General features: G+C 39.1%; 18 protein-coding genes and 1 pseudogene. 18 read left to right on the forward strand and 1 reads right to left on the reverse strand.

What is annotated here, in order from left to right; translation table 11 throughout:
* The first annotated feature begins 2 nt into the window (after positions 1-2).
* The 10 genes and pseudogenes from OCV62_RS14525 to OCV62_RS14570 all read left to right on the forward strand — a co-directional run bounded on the left by OCV62_RS14525 (position 3) and on the right by OCV62_RS14570 (position 10191).
* On the forward strand, positions 3-1031 hold the full coding sequence (locus OCV62_RS14525) for a glycosyltransferase family 2 protein (RefSeq protein ID WP_262587529.1): 1029 nt from the start codon (positions 3-5) through the stop codon (positions 1029-1031).
* A 14-nt stretch (positions 1032-1045) separates the two neighbouring features.
* Positions 1046-2323 carry an O-antigen ligase family protein gene (locus OCV62_RS14530; protein WP_262587531.1) on the forward strand — a complete coding sequence of 426 codons (1278 nt, stop codon included), beginning with the start codon at positions 1046-1048 and terminating at the stop codon, positions 2321-2323.
* Positions 2307-3440 (forward strand): UDP-galactopyranose mutase, encoded by a 1134-nt coding sequence (gene glf / locus OCV62_RS14535; protein WP_262587533.1) that lies wholly within the window; start codon positions 2307-2309, stop codon positions 3438-3440. The genes OCV62_RS14530 and glf overlap by 17 nt, the downstream gene beginning before the upstream one ends.
* Entirely contained in the window at positions 3437-4537 is a 1101-nt protein-coding gene (locus OCV62_RS14540; protein WP_262587535.1) for a polysaccharide pyruvyl transferase family protein, read from the forward strand. The genes glf and OCV62_RS14540 overlap by 4 nt, the downstream gene beginning before the upstream one ends.
* A gap of 65 nt (positions 4538-4602) precedes the next feature.
* Positions 4603-6009 carry a lipopolysaccharide biosynthesis protein gene (locus OCV62_RS14545; RefSeq protein WP_262587537.1) on the forward strand — a complete coding sequence of 469 codons (1407 nt, stop codon included), beginning with the start codon at positions 4603-4605 and terminating at the stop codon, positions 6007-6009.
* Positions 6010-6043: 34 nt separating this feature from the next.
* Positions 6044-7099 (forward strand): acyltransferase family protein, encoded by a 1056-nt coding sequence (locus OCV62_RS14550; RefSeq protein ID WP_262587539.1) that lies wholly within the window; start codon positions 6044-6046, stop codon positions 7097-7099.
* 19 nt (positions 7100-7118) lie between these two features.
* Complete coding sequence (locus OCV62_RS14555; RefSeq protein WP_262587541.1) at positions 7119-8147, forward strand: Coenzyme F420 hydrogenase/dehydrogenase, beta subunit C-terminal domain; 1029 nt, start codon at positions 7119-7121, stop codon at positions 8145-8147.
* Positions 8128-9120 (forward strand): Coenzyme F420 hydrogenase/dehydrogenase, beta subunit C-terminal domain, encoded by a 993-nt coding sequence (locus tag OCV62_RS14560; RefSeq protein ID WP_262587543.1) that lies wholly within the window; start codon positions 8128-8130, stop codon positions 9118-9120. The genes OCV62_RS14555 and OCV62_RS14560 overlap by 20 nt, the downstream gene beginning before the upstream one ends.
* Positions 9092-9295 carry a 4Fe-4S binding protein gene (locus tag OCV62_RS14565; protein WP_262587545.1) on the forward strand — a complete coding sequence of 68 codons (204 nt, stop codon included), beginning with the start codon at positions 9092-9094 and terminating at the stop codon, positions 9293-9295. Before OCV62_RS14560 ends, OCV62_RS14565 begins: the two co-directional genes overlap by 29 nt.
* A 9-nt stretch (positions 9296-9304) precedes the next feature.
* Positions 9305-10191: pseudogene (locus tag OCV62_RS14570) on the forward strand (sugar phosphate nucleotidyltransferase).
* A 139-nt stretch (positions 10192-10330) separates the two neighbouring features.
* On the opposite strand, the gene OCV62_RS14575 reads toward OCV62_RS14570, so the two are convergent.
* Positions 10331-10579 (reverse strand): hypothetical protein, encoded by a 249-nt coding sequence (locus tag OCV62_RS14575; protein WP_262587547.1) that lies wholly within the window; start codon positions 10577-10579, stop codon positions 10331-10333.
* 183 nt (positions 10580-10762) lie between these two features.
* Between OCV62_RS14575 and OCV62_RS14580 the strand changes: the two genes are divergently transcribed.
* The 8 genes from OCV62_RS14580 (at position 10763) to OCV62_RS14615 (ending at position 16960) form a co-directional block, all read left to right on the forward strand.
* Positions 10763-13015, forward strand: coding sequence for an AAA family ATPase (locus OCV62_RS14580; protein WP_262587549.1), 2253 nt, complete (start codon positions 10763-10765; stop codon positions 13013-13015).
* Positions 13016-13088: 73 nt separating this feature from the next.
* Complete coding sequence (locus OCV62_RS14585; protein WP_262587551.1) at positions 13089-13418, forward strand: hypothetical protein; 330 nt, start codon at positions 13089-13091, stop codon at positions 13416-13418.
* A 137-nt stretch (positions 13419-13555) separates the two neighbouring features.
* Complete coding sequence (gloA2, locus tag OCV62_RS14590) at positions 13556-13939, forward strand: SMU1112c/YaeR family gloxylase I-like metalloprotein (RefSeq protein ID WP_262587552.1); 384 nt, start codon at positions 13556-13558, stop codon at positions 13937-13939.
* Positions 13940-14172: 233 nt separating this feature from the next.
* On the forward strand, positions 14173-14523 hold the full coding sequence (locus tag OCV62_RS14595; RefSeq protein WP_262587554.1) for a helix-turn-helix transcriptional regulator: 351 nt from the start codon (positions 14173-14175) through the stop codon (positions 14521-14523).
* A complete protein-coding gene (locus tag OCV62_RS14600) occupies positions 14516-15394 on the forward strand; it encodes an ImmA/IrrE family metallo-endopeptidase (protein ID WP_262587556.1) in 879 nt (292 codons plus the stop codon). The genes OCV62_RS14595 and OCV62_RS14600 overlap by 8 nt, the downstream gene beginning before the upstream one ends.
* Positions 15384-16091: a hypothetical protein gene (locus tag OCV62_RS14605; protein WP_262587558.1), complete on the forward strand. Its 708-nt coding sequence runs from the start codon at positions 15384-15386 to the stop codon at positions 16089-16091. The genes OCV62_RS14600 and OCV62_RS14605 overlap by 11 nt, the downstream gene beginning before the upstream one ends.
* A 240-nt stretch (positions 16092-16331) precedes the next feature.
* Positions 16332-16553, forward strand: coding sequence for a hypothetical protein (locus tag OCV62_RS14610; RefSeq protein WP_262587560.1), 222 nt, complete (start codon positions 16332-16334; stop codon positions 16551-16553).
* 65 nt (positions 16554-16618) lie between these two features.
* On the forward strand, positions 16619-16960 hold the full coding sequence (locus OCV62_RS14615) for a transposase (RefSeq protein ID WP_006855988.1): 342 nt from the start codon (positions 16619-16621) through the stop codon (positions 16958-16960).
* Positions 16961-17081 lie beyond the last annotated feature (121 nt).

Consider the following 17081-nt stretch of genomic DNA (forward strand, 5'->3'; position numbering starts at 1 on the left):
ATATGGAAATCAGTGTTATTATACCTGTATATAATACCGAAATACAGGATGTTAAGAGCTGTCTGGAAAGCATAAAGACTCAAACTTTTACGGATTATGAGATTATTATTGTCGATGATGGCAGCAAGATTGCTATAGCCGAGTGTTTAGATGATCTCGCAGTTAAAGACAAAAAGATTAGTGTTTATCATAAATGTAATGAAGGCGTTTCCGAAGCTAGAAATTATGGAGTAAAAAAGGCAAATGGAAATTATGTGTTATTTGCCGATGCGGATGATTTGTTTACTTCCAATGCGCTGGAAAGTGCATATCAAACAATAACTGAAACAAATAGTGATGTGGCAATTGGAAGAATCCTGCAGACTAACAGAAGTGACGCTAAAAATATGGACGTTATAGTAAACCCCGGAACAGGGAGAATGCTATGTTTGGATGATGAGAAATTACGTCAAGAGTACGCAAAACATATATTTAAGAAAAATTGCGGCAGCTGGGGAAGAAACCAAGATGGATGGATGTTTAATTTTGAGGGATGCTGGGCACATTTGATTAGAAAAGAAACGGCATTGAAAATCCCTTTTGATAAGGAACTTTCAATTGCGGAAGATACACTCTGGGCGCTTAAATTAATTGAGAATGCAAGAATCTGTATTGTAGATAATTATTGGTATTATTATATTCAGAATGAATATAGTGTGATGAACAAATTTAGTTCTAGTATAGAAAAAGCTATTACAAAGGCAATAAAGAAAATAACGCCTATTATTAGCAGAGTAGATGAAGAAGAAATTTGCAATGCATATAGAGATTGGCTGTTCATAAAATTAAAGCAGATTGTTTTTAAATATTATCTTGCGGAAGAACTGAATTTGACGATGCAGGAAAAAATGAAATCCATCCGAAAACTAATGCAAAGTAGTGTTTGGACTGAAGCATTGAACTTAAGTCATATAAAAGGCAAATACAAGCTAAAATTATTAATGTATAAAACAGGATTTATTATTCCTTTATATAACCTGAAAAGATGGTGAGGTGGTGAACAACAGTGAACTTGAAAATTAGTAGAAATACATTGGCAGAGTTTACAGTGATTTTAATTCTTATAGAAGCAAACTACTGGGCTTTGTTATCAAAGGTTTTAATCTCTGATATTAGGTTTACAGTTCTTGGGCTGTCGTCATTAGGAGCTTTTGTATATTTAAATAGAAAGATTAAGAAACAGGACATTTACTTATTGTGGATATTATATATTGCTGTTGTTCTTGTTAACAATAAGGAACTTGCCGCAGGAACACATTTGAACACTTTAAGAATTGTTTTATGTCTTTCAATAGTATTTGTGGGGATGTATAGTGAACAGTGGATAAAAAATATTCCTCAATTAATAGTTCTAGTTGGGTGCTTCAATGTGCTTTTTACATGGCTGTTTTTTTTGAATAATGGTTTATATGAAAAATTTATAGGGTTGACCTATAAAGCATACCAGCCGGGAACATATTATGGCGCATATGGATATAGAGCAGGCATTGCGGATCACTATTCACAAAATGGTACATATATTACGATAGTTTGTCTTGCTTTAATAGCAAGCCTGCTATCTGATGTAGAAAAAAAGAAAAAAAGGATTATAGCTATTTTAGCAGTAATTTCAATAGGAGCATTACTTCTTACAACAAAAAGAGCACATTTGATGTTTGGAATTGCAGCAGTAATTCTGACTTATTATGCAATTAATCCGGCAAAAGTTTTTCAAAAAACATTTAGATTGATGCTCGTGGTGGTGATTTTATTAATTGTTGGGCCAGTTATTACTGAAATGATTCCGCAATTGGGAGATACACTTTTAAAGATTCAAAATGTTGGAACGGATTCATCAAGTCTGACTCGAATTTCAATGTGGACATATGCATGGCAAACATTTTTGGAACATCCAATAATGGGAATTGGCTGGTTTGGAATTCGCTACTCAAGTTTGGCATCTTCAATAGTAGATGCAACGACAGGGTGTCATAATATATATTTGGAGTTGTTGGCCGAAACCGGAATAATTGGATTTTCAATTTTTGTTATCTCTGCAGTGAGTTCGGTTATAATTACATTTAAGAACATTCAGCTATTGAATTATGATGAGGAATACAACGCATATCGACCAGTTTTAGTGACTTCATTTGCAATTCAAATTTTTTGTTTAATTTACGGACTGACGGGTAATATGATTTATGATCGTACATTCCATTTTTATATAATATGCGTTGCAGCATCATTGTCGTTTTATATTAATGTGGTAAAGAAGGGAAGAACAAGGGATGAAAAATACGTATGATTACTTAGTAGTCGGCTCTGGCCTTTACGGAGCTATTTTTGCACATGAAGCCAAGGCTCATGGAAAATCTGTTTTAGTAGTAGATAAGCGTCCGAACATTGCAGGTAATATTTATACAGAGAATGTTGGGGGCATCAACGTTCACAAGTACGGTGCCCACATTTTCCATACTAACAACAAAAAAGTATGGAATTACATCACCCTGTTTGCAGAATTCAATCGCTTTACCAACAGTCCTGTGGCTAACTATAAGGGCGAGCTGTACTCGCTGCCCTTCAACATGTATACCTTTAATAAAATGTGGGGTGTTGTGACTCCGGAGGAAGCTGCCGCCAAAATCGAGGAACAGCGCAAGGAGATTACTGGTGAGCCGCAGAATCTCGAAGAACAGGCCATCTCGCTAGTTGGTCGTGACATCTACGAGAAGCTCATTAAGGGCTACACTGAAAAGCAGTGGGGACGCGACTGCAAGGAGTTACCATCCTTTATTATCAAGCGCCTTCCTGTTCGTCTTACTTTCGATAACAACTACTTCAATGCTCTTTATCAGGGAATTCCTGTTGGCGGCTATACCAAGATGATTGCTAATCTGCTGGATGGCATCGAGGTTCGTTTGAACACAGACTATCTGGAGAACAAGGATGAGTTGGATGCATTGGCTGATAAGGTTGTATACACTGGACCGATTGATGCTTATTTTGACTATAAGCTGGGTACGCTGGAATACCGTTCTGTTCGCTTTGAAACGGAAACCTTGGACAAGTCTAATTTTCAGGGGAACGCCGCGGTGAACTATACCGACCGTGAAACTCCGTGGACTCGCATCATTGAGCATAAATGGTTTGAGTTTGGTAAGGACGAGGACGGTAATGATTTGCCGAAGACCATTATTAGCCGTGAGTACAGCAGCGAGTGGAAATCGGGAGATGAGCCGTATTATCCGGTTAATGATGCTAAGAACGGCTTGCTTTATGCTGAGTACAAGAAACTGGCAGACGCAGAAAACAAGGTGATTTTTGGCGGTCGTCTTGGCGAGTATAAGTACTACGACATGGATCAGGTAATTGCGGCTGTGTTGGATAGATGTGAAAAAGAATTTGCAGGTGCAATCGTATGAACAGGGTTGGTATATTAACTTTTCATTCTGCAAACAATTTTGGAGCATTACTGCAGGCTGTGTCCTTGCAAAAAACAATTATGGAACGCGGAAACGTGGAATGTGAGCTGATAGACTATGAGCCGGAGTTTATTCGTAAAGATTACTCAATCAGTCCATTCAAAGATAACCATCCAAAAGCAATTATTAAAAGTGCCTTGCGGATTCCGGATAAAATTAAACGTAATTTAAAATTCCAAGCTTTCAGGGAAGAAAACATAGTTTGCTCAAAACAGTGTTTGAGTGAAAATGACTTTAAGAATATTTGCAATTCCCTTGATGAAATTGTTGTAGGCTCAGATCAGGTTTGGAACTATAATCTTACAAAATATGATATGCATTATTTCTTGCCGGAAATTGATGCCTCTGTAAAAAAAGTGGCATATGCAGCAAGTACGGGTGGCGCAGATTTTTCATTGAAAGAATCAAATAAGATGATTCAGTGCCTCCAAGAATTTAGACATATTTCTGTGCGAGAAAGCGCGTCAAAAACGGCTCTTGAACAGAGAATGAAAGAAAAAAACATAGAAGTGGTGTTAGATCCAGTTTTTCTTACACCGAAAAATAGCTGGATGCAATTAGCTGCAAAGCCAGTAAAAAAAGATTATATCCTTTTCTTTAAGATGGGATATAGTAAAACAGCTGAACCAGCATTGAGATTTGCAAAAAAACTAAGCAAAGAAACAGGGTATGAGCTCTTAATGCTGTGGGATCAGGAAACATGGTTTAAATATCGTGATGTGAAGCACATTGGAGCTGTCGGTCCAGCAGAATTCTTACAATGGATCGCAGGTGCAAAATGTGTTGTAACGAATTCGTTTCATGCTACAGCTTTTTCCATTATTTTGAACACGCCTTTTTATGTGGAAACGGAAATTGAAAGAAAAGACAGGGTTCTTAATATTCTTGACATTTTTAAGTTGCATAAATGCGGGCTTGTAAAAGGAAAAACTGAAAATGAAACGCTTATACCAGAAATTGAATGGAATGCAGTGAATTCACTATTGAATAATGAACGTAAAAAGTCACTGGATTACATTGACAGAATATTAAAATAAGTTAGTTCTGCCTTGATATTGCGTAACTATATTAAGGCAGAACTTGTTATAGGAGACACTAACTAATGAGTCGTAAAACAGAATTAGCAAAAAATACGGCCATACTTACAGTGGGAAAGCTGTGCACACAGTGCATCAGTTTTTTCCTTCTTCCTTTATATACGGCAATTTTGTCAACGGAAGAGTATGGCACGTTTGATTTATTAGTAACATATTCAACATTATTACTTCCATTGGTAAACTGGCAGCTGGATCAGGGATTATTCCGATTTATGCTGGATCACCGTGGAAACAAAGAAGAACAGGAAAAGCTGTTTTCTACATTGTTGCTGTCTAGTACAGTACAAAGCATTGTTTATATCATTCTTTTCATTTGCGTAGAGCCATTTTTGAAAATTGAAAATGCATACTTTTTGTTGTTGTATGTAGTGTTGCATGTCTACACGGCATTGTTCCTTCAATTTGTTAGAGGATTGGGATATAGTGTCAAATACACAATTGCTTCATTTATATCAGCTTCAGCAACAACAGTTTTAAATGTAATTGCGTTGGTCTTTTTGAAAATGGGGCTTCAAGGACTGTTTATGTCCACCCTGGTTGCGCAATTTCTGACTCTGTTATACTTGGTGGTTGCGTCTAAGGCATGGGAATATTTTTCTGTTAAGCGTATTCAGCCAAAAGTATTCAAAAGAGTCAGTACTTATTCTATCCCACTGATTCCGAACAACTTGGCTTGGTGGGTTGTAAATGCATCAGACAGAACAATAATTGCACACTTTTTAGGAACTGCGGCTAATGGTATTTATTCTATAGCAAATAAGTTCCCTAATGTATTTATTAACTTCTATAATATTTTGAATTTGTCCTGGACTGAGACAGTATCTTTGCACTACGGCGACGAAGATAGAGATGAGTTTTTAACAGAAACGATGACATCACTCTTTAAGCTGTTTGCAGCGGCATGCTTCGGTATTGTTGCATGCATGCCGTTTATATTTCCGATACTGATTAATACAAAGTATGATGCTGCGTATAATCAGATCTTGATTTTGATGTATGCGATGCTTTTCCGGGTATTGGTTGGATTATATAGTTGCGTTTATGTGGCTCAAAAAAATGCAAAGAAGATAGCTTATACCTCTATTTCAGCGGCAATTATCAATATTACAGTAGACCTGATTTTAATTAACAAGATTCAGGTGTTTGCAGCTTCTGTTTCCACATTGGTTGCATTCCTTTCGATGTTTGTCATTCGTTATATTGATGTAAACAAGACCGTACATATGAAGATTCGGAAGCCAATTATTGTCGGTAGTGTTCTCATTGGTGGCATGCTGATTGGAACATACTACTGCGGGAATAAGATAATCCAGTTTGTTGCACTCTGCATCACAGCAATTTATGCAATGCTGACGAATGTGGACATGCTGAAATCTGGCGTGAATTTAGTAAAAAGTCGTCTTGGAAAATAAGGAGTTGAAATGAATAAGAAAAGGAGCGACAATTTTGAGAGCAGAGCAGAGCAGAGCAGAGCAGAGCAGAGCAGAGCAGAGCAGAGCAGAGCAGAGCAGAGCAGAGCAGAGCAGAGCAGATAATATTGACATTTTGAAAGCATTATGCGCTTTCTTAATTGTTTGTATTCATGTTCCGTTTCCAGGAAAAGTCGGTGCATATTTTACGACACTGACCAGAGTAGCAGTTCCCGTTTTCTTTATGATTACGGGGTACTTCTATTCGGATACTGTTGCACGGCATAAGGAAAAGCATCAAATCAAGAAAATAGGCGGCTTGATTATAGAAGCAAATATGATTTTCTTTATCTGGAATATTGCACTCAATGTCCTCAGAGGGGAGAACATAGTAGCCTATATTCGGTCTATTTTTACTGGTAAAAACATAATTGAGTTTTTAGCTTTGAATGAATCACCATTGGCTGGACACCTTTGGTATTTAGGAGCAATTCTTTATGTGCTAGTGATTGTTTTACTGGTGGACAAGCCGAACTGCAGAAAGTTGCTCTACTATCTGACGCCGGTACTGCTTATTGCAGACCTAGCGTTTGGAAAGTATTCGCTGCTCATTTTTCATCAGGAGTTTCCGTACATACTGGTCAGAAATTTCCTATGTGTAGGAATACCGTATTTTTGTATTGGAAACCTCATCAGAGAAAAACGGTGCTCTGAAAAATGGAATAGAAAAATACTTCAGGTGCTGATTGTAGTTTTTACAATAACCAGTCTTGCAGAAAGATTTGTTTTGGTGAGTGCTGGATTGAATGCAACAAGAGATCATTACCTGAGTACGACTTCCTTGGCAATCTGTCTCTTTGTGTATGCTCTCAAGAGCAATTGGAATAATAAGGAATTGACTGTAATTGGAAGAAAATATTCCACATGGCTTTATATTATTCATCCGATTTTTATTACGGTCTTTTCAATCGTAACTGGTAAACTCGGCATAAAATCGATTTACAGATGCATTGCACCGATTGTGGTTTATTGTGCAACACTTGTATTTCTTATCATTCTACAAAAGGTCAAGATGGCAATAAAAAGCAAATAATACACAGGAGGAACAGCTTATGGTGGATTTGATAGATACAATAGTATATGCAGGAAGGTTAAAAGACAAATCTGCCTTGATGAGCAGTTCTTCTGGCGGCGCATTTACTGCACTTTCTGACTTTTTCCTGAAAAATGACAATGCAGTGGTGGCAGCAATCTATAACTATGAGAATCATATGACTGAATTTCAGATGATTCTGGATGAAAAGCAACGTGAAAGAGCAAAAAGTTCAAAATATATGCAGAGCAAGCCCGGTGATATTTATCGGGAAGCCTATCGTTGGCTGATGGAGAACCCAGAAAAAGAGTTACTCTTTATCGGCATGGGGTGCCAGGCTGATGGATTTCGGAAGTTCAGCGAAATAAAAGAAATCCGTGACCGAGTGTACATAGTAGATATTATCTGTCATGGCTCACCAAGCCCAAAGCTGTGGAGAGAATATGCAGAGTTGATTCAGAAGAAGGATGGCAAGATAACTTATCTCACATTCAAAGATAAGCGAAATGGTTGGAAATCCCCAACAGCTTATGTGAAAGTTAATGGAGCAGAGAAGCCGATTAAAGATTATGTGAAAGTGTTTTATAATCGGTGTGCATTGCGACCGTCCTGTTATGAATGTCCGTATGCCACCACAGAAAGAAAAACAGATATGACCATTGGCGATTTCTGGCATATTGAGGATACGATTCCAGACTTCTATGACCCTAACGGCAATTCGCTATTCTTGATTCATACAAATCGAGGAGAAGAACTGTTTGAAAAAATTCAAGGAGATTTGGATTATAGATTAAGCAACACAACACAATGTTGGCAGGCGAACCTTGAAGCACCGACCAAGAAATCTGAACAAAGAGAAGAGTTCTGGAGCAATTATCAAAGGAAAGGAATTGATTTCGTTATGAAGAAATATGGAACAGTTCCAATGAAAACAAAAGTAAAGAATAAACTCCTCAAAATTTTGAGGGGGGGGGGTACACAGAAAGTAGTCCCTGTTATGCTGATTACTCCGAAAGGAGGGCAGCATAATGAACTGGAAGCAGCCTAAAGTATATGCAGTAAAACATAAAGATGAAGCAACAAGAGCAGCTTCCAGATCGGGTGGTATTTTTACGGCCCTGTCTGATCAAGTATTGTCCATCGGCGGTGTAATTTACGGATGTGTTTTGACGGATGATTTCAATGCCGTACATATTCGCGCTGATAGTACGGAAGAACGCAATCGGATGAGAGGCTCTAAATATATTCAGAGTAGGTTGGGTGATACATTCAAAAATGTGAAGGTAGATCTTGACGCACAGAGAAGTGTGCTTTTTTCTGGAACTTCTTGTCAGGTGGCAGGATTGAAAAAATACCTTGGAAAAGAGTATGATAATTTGTTCTGTGTGGATATCGTCTGTCACGGAGTGCCAAGTAAAAAAGTATGGGACGCATATCTGTGTTGGCAAGAGAAGAAAAACCATTCTAAAATTGCAAGCGTAGACTTTCGTAATAAAAAAGATTTTGGATGGCATGACCATGTGGAAACGTTTCATTTTGAAAATGGAAAATTTACAAGCAGCCGGGTATTCAAAGAGCTCTTCTATGGACATACAATATTACGGCCAAGTTGCTATGAATGCCCTTATAAGTCGGTGATGCATCCCGGTGATATTACAATTGCGGACTACTGGGGTATCGAAAAAGCAGCTCCTGAATTTGATGATAACAAAGGTGTTTCGCTGGTGTTGGTAAATAATGAAGCTGGTGAAAGGGATTTTGAAAAAGTAAAAGAGATGCTGATTTGGAAGCCGACAAAGCTGGAAGATAGTTTGCAGCCGCCTCTTAAAGCTCCATTTCCGAAACCGGAAAATAGAGATCAGTTTTGGAGTGACTTTGAAAACAAGTCATTTGAGTATGTTGCCAAGAAATACGGTGGCATTGGGTTCAAGAATGATGCTAAATCATTCTTGAGAAAGATTAAGAAAAAAATCAAGAAGTTGGTGGTAAAAGGTGGAAAGAGAAATTCCAGTAATATATAAAAGAAAAGAAGAATGCTGTGGTTGCACGGCCTGTTATGCCATCTGCCCGAAAGAAGCTATATCTATGGTGGAAGACGAAGAAGGCTTTGAATATCCACAGATAGATGAAAGTAAATGTGTTCGCTGCTATCAGTGCATTAAGGTATGCCCAATTAAAGCAGCACGAGCACATTAAGGAGAGATTATGAAAACAACATTACTTATCATGGCAGCCGGAATCGGCAGCCGATTTGGAACAGGAATAAAACAGTTGGAGCCGGTCGATGATGCAAACCATATCATCATGGACTATTCAATCCATGATGCGATTGAAGCTGGTTTCAATCATGTGGTATTTATCATCCGTAAGGATATCGAGAAGGAGTTCATCGCATTGCCTCCATTTGCTCTTTTCATGATGTAACTGTGAACTACGCATTTCAGGATATCAACGATATTCCGGGAGAACTTCCGGAAGGCCGGACAAAGCCGTGGGGAACTGGTCAGGCTGTGCTTGCAGCGAAGGAAGTGATTGATACCCCGTTCATTGTGATCAACGCAGATGATTACTATGGCAAAGAAGGTTTCAAAGCAGTCCACGAGTATTTGGTAAATGGCGGCAAGTCCTGTATGGCAGGTTTTGTACTGAAGAACACATTGTCCGATAATGGCGGCGTGACTCGCGGTATCTGCAAGATGGATGAGAATGGAAACTTGACTGAGGTTGTGGAAACCAAGAACATCGTAAAGACTGCTGATGGAGCAGAGGCAGACGGTGTAATTGTTGATGTGAATTCTCTGGTATCCATGAATATGTGGGGATTGACTCCTGATTTTCTGGATGTGTTGGAGGACGGATTCAAAGAGTTCTTCGAGAAAGAAGTACCGAGCAATCCTCAGAAAGCCGAGTATCTGATTCCAATCTTCATCGGTGAACTGTTGGAGCAGGGAAAGATGTCCGTGAAGGTTCTGAAGACCAACGACACCTGGTACGGCATGACCTATCACGAAGATGTCGCAGCTGTAAAGGATAGCTTCAAGAAAATGTTGGCGGATGGCGTATACAAGGCTGATTTATTTGCAGACTTGTGATATACTGAAACCATGGGGGACTGTGGCTTTCAGTATATCTTGGTAGCATCTTCTTGGTCGCAGCCATCCACTTGCTTTCGGTCGGCGTTAGACTCCTTGTCCACCTCGTCTTCATCTGGTACGTCTCAACCTATGTACGTCACTTCACAATCGTCAAATCCACGTCCAGCCTTTGGCCGCACCGGTCACAGAAGCGTTGGTACTTACGCTCCATAGTGATTCTGCACCGTGGACATCGTGGAAATTCAGCACCCTGCTTATACGAGCATACAGCTTTCACTTGCATCGGCCATCGGTAGGTAGGGGAGAGCAAAAGCTCATACAGTACCCGTGTGGGACGCTCATCCCAATTCCGGTTATCATCGAACCAATATAATTTATTCTTCATGTGATTTACACCTCCATGTAATATCATAGAGGAAATTACATGAATTGTGGGAGCAGAAGCTCCCTACGCTGCTCGAAACTTTGCACACCTCTCCGTGGTGAGCAGCAGGCAACGATCTTATGATCGGCGAAGATGCAATGGAGTATTGAATTTTGCAGTTAAACAAAGGAGGAAGTATATAGAATGCCTATGAAGTTAAAATTTAATAGTATAAAAAATCAAAGTATATTTCAGCCTGAATTTCAGAGTTTCTCTGCGAATAATGTAATTGAATTTAAAAAGCAACCACATGCTGCGGGAGGAATTGCAGTTGTATATGCACCTAATGGTACAGGTAAAAGTTCTTTAACAGCTGTTTTAGGTAATGAGGAAACAAGAGAAGACTTATCATTTGAAGCAGTCTATAATGATAATTGTACCATTCAGCCGGAAACAAAGGCGTTTCATACTATTGGAGATCAAATAAGCCGTAATGTTATAGAAGGAGAAACATCCGATTACTTAATAGGGCAGGACATAAGACGGGAATACGCCCTTAAAAAGAAAATAGCAGATGGATTTGAAAAAGCATTCAATGAACTGAATATTGAATATAAGAATGACTATAAAACGACAAAAGTTTCGGATTATTTGCTGACTGCCATGCAGGTGAGAAATCTGGAAGCGTATACTTTTGTTAGAGATATAGTAAATAAGCAGTCAAAAGGTAAAAACATAGATCGAGGGCAGTTCTTATCTTATGTTCGTGATGTGCAGAAACAGCCAAGATTAGAAGTTGTTAATAGTGAGAAAAAAGAATTTGTTATAAGTAATGCAAAAATTGTAGAACGTTTTACGCAAATTGATTTGGTACAAATTGTTGCGAATACAGAAGTGCAAAAAATTGAACAAAGTGATGATGCGATAAACATTCTTGGAAAATATAAACATTTGCATAATTGCATTGTTTGCGATAACGATCATATTGATGGAGATTTATTGCTTCAAAGGAAAAAGGAACGGCGAAAGCGAATTTACGAAAGTTTGGATGCAAAGACTAAGGCTCTTCTAAAAGACGTAGCTATGGATTCAAAATTAGGAGTGAGCGATCCATTTGAAATTAAAAAAACAGTTCTAGCATTTATTGCATCAGGAGAAATGGAGGCAATTAGTAGTCTAAGAGAAGAAATATTAACTTATGTTAATGAAGTAGTAGATGAAATGGTTGTTGCACTGTTTAATATATTTGTCCCAACATCTATGTATTCTTGGTGGGATGAGTATTCGTCTTTATTAGAAACACAACCAACATTGGACAGTGAAGAACTGCTTTATATTCAAGAAATTATTAGTGAGAATATCGGACGCAATATTAGAATAACAAGAGATGATGACAGTGATCACAATTTCAAACTAATGCTAGATGATCAAGCACTTCTTGGAATGGATAGAAGTGAAATGCATTTAAGCAGTGGTGAACAAAATTTTATATCCTTAGCATTTGCACTTCTTCTTGCGAGGCATTCAGGACAAGAATTTATTGTGTTGGATGATCCAATATCGAGTTTTGACTCCGTATACAAAAATAAAATTGCCTTTTGTATTATTAAATTTCTCGAAAATAAGAAACAAATTATTTTAACCCATAACACGGATTTGATTCGTTTGTTAAATGTTCAGATGAAGGACTGCTTTAACTTATATATTTTAAATAATATGGATGGTGGTCGAAATGGATTTCTGCCAGTGAAAAGAGATGAAAAAAATATACTAATTAGTTTATCTGATTTGGTAAATCTTTTTCAAAATAAAAATGGAAAATTAGCATCGATAATTCATGATAAGAGGCTTTTCTTGATGGCGATGATTCCTTTTTTGCGAGGATATATCCATATCATGAACGATCCGGAAGATTTATATGGACAACTTTCTAGATTGATGCATGGATTTGAAAACGGATCACTCGATATAGCCGATGTTTATAAAAAGACATTCGGTTATGAGGTGGAGCCGACAGAGGTGATCTCTGTATCGGACATATTAAATGTTCCAATTTCTGGTCTTGATATTATTGATGCAGAAGAATATCCGCTCTTAGCAGATACTTTAATACAAACATTGATTTATTATCATATTCGTATGAAGGTTGAGTATGAACTTGTGAGTATTTTCAACATACCGCATCCAGAAGGACAGGTTCTTTTGTTGACGGATATTATTCAAAAAGCATTTAGACCTGCAGCAGGTGCGACACAAGAACAAAAGGAAAAATTGAGAAATCATAGGGTGCTTTTTACATCAAGAAAAACTTTGTTGAACGAGTTCAATCATTTTGAAGGAAATATGAATATTTTCCAACCGGCAATAGATATAACCGAGACAGCTTTGCAAAAGGAAGTTGCTGATATTGAAAATGAGTTGATACAATTACGAGCGGAGTACGCAACAGTTCATTAAACAGTGTTGTATTTCCTTTACCCTGATACAGAGTTATACTTAAACTACTAAAAAAGGAAAGAGGTTATCACCCATGTCCAGAACGAAAGGCAGCAAAAACCGCCCCAAAATTACCCATACCGACTACGCAACTCAGATCGCAGAGAAGCAGGAGACTATTGCGTCTCTGGCTACCGAGATCACTTCCATCACCGCCAACATTGACACTTGGAAGGCTGATTTGAAGGAGAAGAAGACTACTCTTAAGAAGGCCGAAAAAGAAGTGGCATCCCTGGAAGCGAAGAAGGCAAAGGCAGATGCTAAGGCCGCTGAAGAAGCAAAGAAGGCTGAAGCAGAAGCAGTGCTGAAGAAGCTGCTGGCAAGCGGGATGAGTGCGGATGAGATTCTGGAAAAGCTGAAATAACAAGAACCCAAGAAAAATAAATGCCGTGTGGACAAACTGAATTCCAGGAGTTCACACGGTAATTTTTGAAGACTGCTATATAGTTTATGACGAAAATAAAAGAAGGGCAAAACTAAAAGAAATGGAGTGTGAGAAAAATGAATTTATCTAAAATACACCACATCGCAATCATCGTATCTAACTACGAAGCTGCAAAGAATTTTTATGTAAACAAACTAGGCTTCTCTGTCATCAGAGAAAACTACCGCCCGGAGCGCAAGGACTGGAAGCTGGATCTTCGTGTCAATGAGCACACAGAGCTGGAGATTTTCGCTGAGGAAAACCCACCGAAGCGTGTGAACCGCCCGGAGGCCTGTGGGCTGCGTCACCTTGCGTTTTGCGTTGATAGCGTGGAGCAGACGGTGAAAGAGTTGGCGGAAGTTGGCATTGAATGTGAGCCAATCCGCGTGGATGATTACACCGGCAAGAAGATGACTTTCTTCCACGACCCGGATGGACTGCCGCTGGAGCTGCATGAGTAAAATGAAGAAAACAAGAAAACCAGGCGGTGGCCGGAAGAAGTTGAAGCCATAGTACGATGCCGGGAAAAATCTGAAAGAGCAGCTGGATGCCATGAGTAGAAATGATTTTGAAATGAGCATTTGCATGTATAAAGCAAGCTTTAACTCAAGGAAATTGACACAAAATGATATTTGTGGTATCATCCTAATTGGAAAAGCATACACTAGGAGAAAGGCATAGTGGAGGTATTGACATGAAGAAACTTTCGCTAATTGATTTGGCAAATACGGTAAAGAACAATCGAGCAGAAAAAAACATCACACAAGAGCAATTGTGCGAAAAGACGGGCATTAACCGTAATACGATTGGGCGAATTGAGAGAATGGACTATATTCCGACGATTCCACAGCTTGAAAAGCTGGCGGAAGTCCTCAACTTTAATGTGGAAAAATTGTTTGTTGAAAGTAATCACCCAACTGTTTTTACTGCTTTCCGTGGTTCCCATTTGACACAGGAAGAACGTGCTGGGGCAGATCATTTGATGGAGATGATGCTTGTTGCAAGACAGCAGATTATGCTGAGAAAGGCACTGCACCATGAATAACGAAATTGCTTTGACAGAACTGCAAGTCGATCAAATCAAAGAGTATGCTGATAAGGAACGGAAAAAATTTGGCGTTATAGATGTTCCCATAGCAGGTGAATTGTTTATGCTGTTGGAACAGGAAGGAATTGCTATTTGCCAATACCCATTTCCGACCAGCAAAAAATCTCATACAGATGCTAATATAACCCGCTTTGAATCTGAATCAGGCCAGATGATATTTATAGGGCTGAATACAGCTATTTATTATGATGAACAGCTTTTTGCATTGGCACATGAATTGTATCATTATATTACGCAGACAGGTAAGGCGTATGATGCAGATGCAGATGAGGAAGATAAGTTGACCGAGAAAAAGGCGGACCGTTTTGCAGCTGAAATTTTGCTGCCCAGTAAAGTGTTGAAATCTCGAATCATTGAGCAATTTGAAACATCGCAGTTGAAAAATGTTTCAAATTTACGACTGCTGCGTTTTATTGCCAGACTGCAAAGCGAGTGGTGGCTTCCATATAGGGCGTTGGTGTTGCGACTTTGTGAGGAAAAATATATAACGGATTCTCAGGTTGAGGAGCTTTTTGCGATTGATGATCGGGATGAGAATAGCGTTTATAGCAAAATCTTGTGTGGAATTTCCCCGGACAACTACAAAAAATTGAATACCATAACAAAACGAACTGACATTTCAGCATGGGTCATGGAAACTTTCATTCAGAATTATGAAGATGGAGATATGACAGATGATGAATTTGCGTCGATTCTGAAACTGTTTGGAAAAGAGCCGGACGACTTTGGCTTTGATTTGAGTGTGGATGCAGCAGATGTTGATGAACTGGACGAACTTTTTGAAGGCGGTGGCGTAGATGAAAGTTGATACGCGGAATAAAAACAAAGCCTTAGAAAGTCTGTTCGCTGATCCTGCGCAAATTGTATTTTTGGATGCCAACTTCTTTATACCGCCAGATAGAAGCGGACTAATGGACAGAAGTAGGATAAAAGTCAAAGCAATCTCTTTTCCAAAGTTCTGCGAAATATGGCTCGACCCGATTTTTGAAGAATTTCCCAATCTAGCGATTCACGAATCTGTCTATAATGAACTTGTGGCCAGTGCAGTGAAAGAATATGCTGATGCAAAGCAGACGGAGAGTCCATCAAGATTGCGAGTATATTCGGATGCCGAACTGACCACTATTGAACACTCTTTGATGGAAACATATATTTCAAAGCTGTCAGAGTATTCTCAATATGTGCCACAGTTGGATAATGCAAAAGATCGTGGTGAAGTCAAGTCTTTGTCTTTTATGGCTGTGAAGAAATTTTTGTATTTTGCAGCGAACGATACGCTCCCCACGAGACTTATCCGTGAGGCAGACGAATTAAAGACAGGTCTGGATGATATAGAACTGCTGGAAATGTATGATGTGATATACTATTTATATCGCACGGACAGGTATCCCAAAGATGGACTGCGGCTTCTTTATAAATATGAGTATTACTTGACTTCGAGAGAAAAACAGGAAAATCCTAACTGGGGCGATTTCATTCAAGAAATGGACTTACTATATGGTTGAGAGCCGGTGACAGGAAAATGACGAATATCAAATTTGAAAAGATTGCAGAAATGACAGCAGCTGAAGATTATGAAATCTGTTGACAATTTGGGTCAATAGACGCACCTTACCGCTTTGTGGATACAGAGCAGGAGTTTCAGACTATCGTCAAGGGACTTCGCCCATGAGAAAATCATGCCGTGTGGACAAACGAAACTTCAGGAGTTCACACGGTATATTTTGAAGGATGTCATATAGATTGTGATGGAAATAGAAAAGGATAATATGGGAGAGAAAAGAGCATATAAACCACGGAAGCCCGGCGGCGGTCGAAAAAAGCTGAAGCCGGAGTTCGATGCCGGAAAGAACCTGAAAGAGCAGATGGAAAGTGCTGTGGCGTTTTATGATTCTGAGATGTCCTTGCAGGCCATCGCCGATGAGCTGGGATTAAATCCAATCAAGGTACGGAATGATGTTGTATAAATAAAGTTGACACCTTATTCTCAAGGAATTCATGTATAATAAAAGAGAATAAGGAGGAACTCTCAATGTCACGAACCCAACGTAAATACGACCAGGAATATAAGATCCAGGCTGTCAAACTTGCCAAAGAAATCGGCGGTGCTAAGGCAGCCAAAGAATTAGGTATCCCAGAAGGAACCATCCACACATGGCTGAAAGCAGTTAGAGCAGGCACATTGGATATTGGCGACGGTGCACATACTCCGGAAAGCGCGATGAGTCTTGCTGAGGAGCTTGCCATGCTCCGCAAACGCGTTAAAGATCAGGACAAAGAAATCCGGCGTCTGAAAGAGGAAAATGAATTTCTCGAGGAAGCAAGCGCTTTTTTCGCAGCCAGCCGTCGGAAGTCAGCAAGAACCAAAGAATGATGTTCATTGCCATAAAAACGAAAGACGGCGTGATTAAGGTGATTATTCCGGGGATCTCTGAGCCACCTGTCCGGACTTTGAGAGCCACCATTCCGGAGAATGAGCGCCATATATTCCGGTA

Source organism: Gallintestinimicrobium propionicum, assembly GCF_025567525.1.
GTDB lineage: Bacteria > Bacillota > Clostridia > Lachnospirales > Lachnospiraceae > Gallintestinimicrobium > Gallintestinimicrobium propionicum.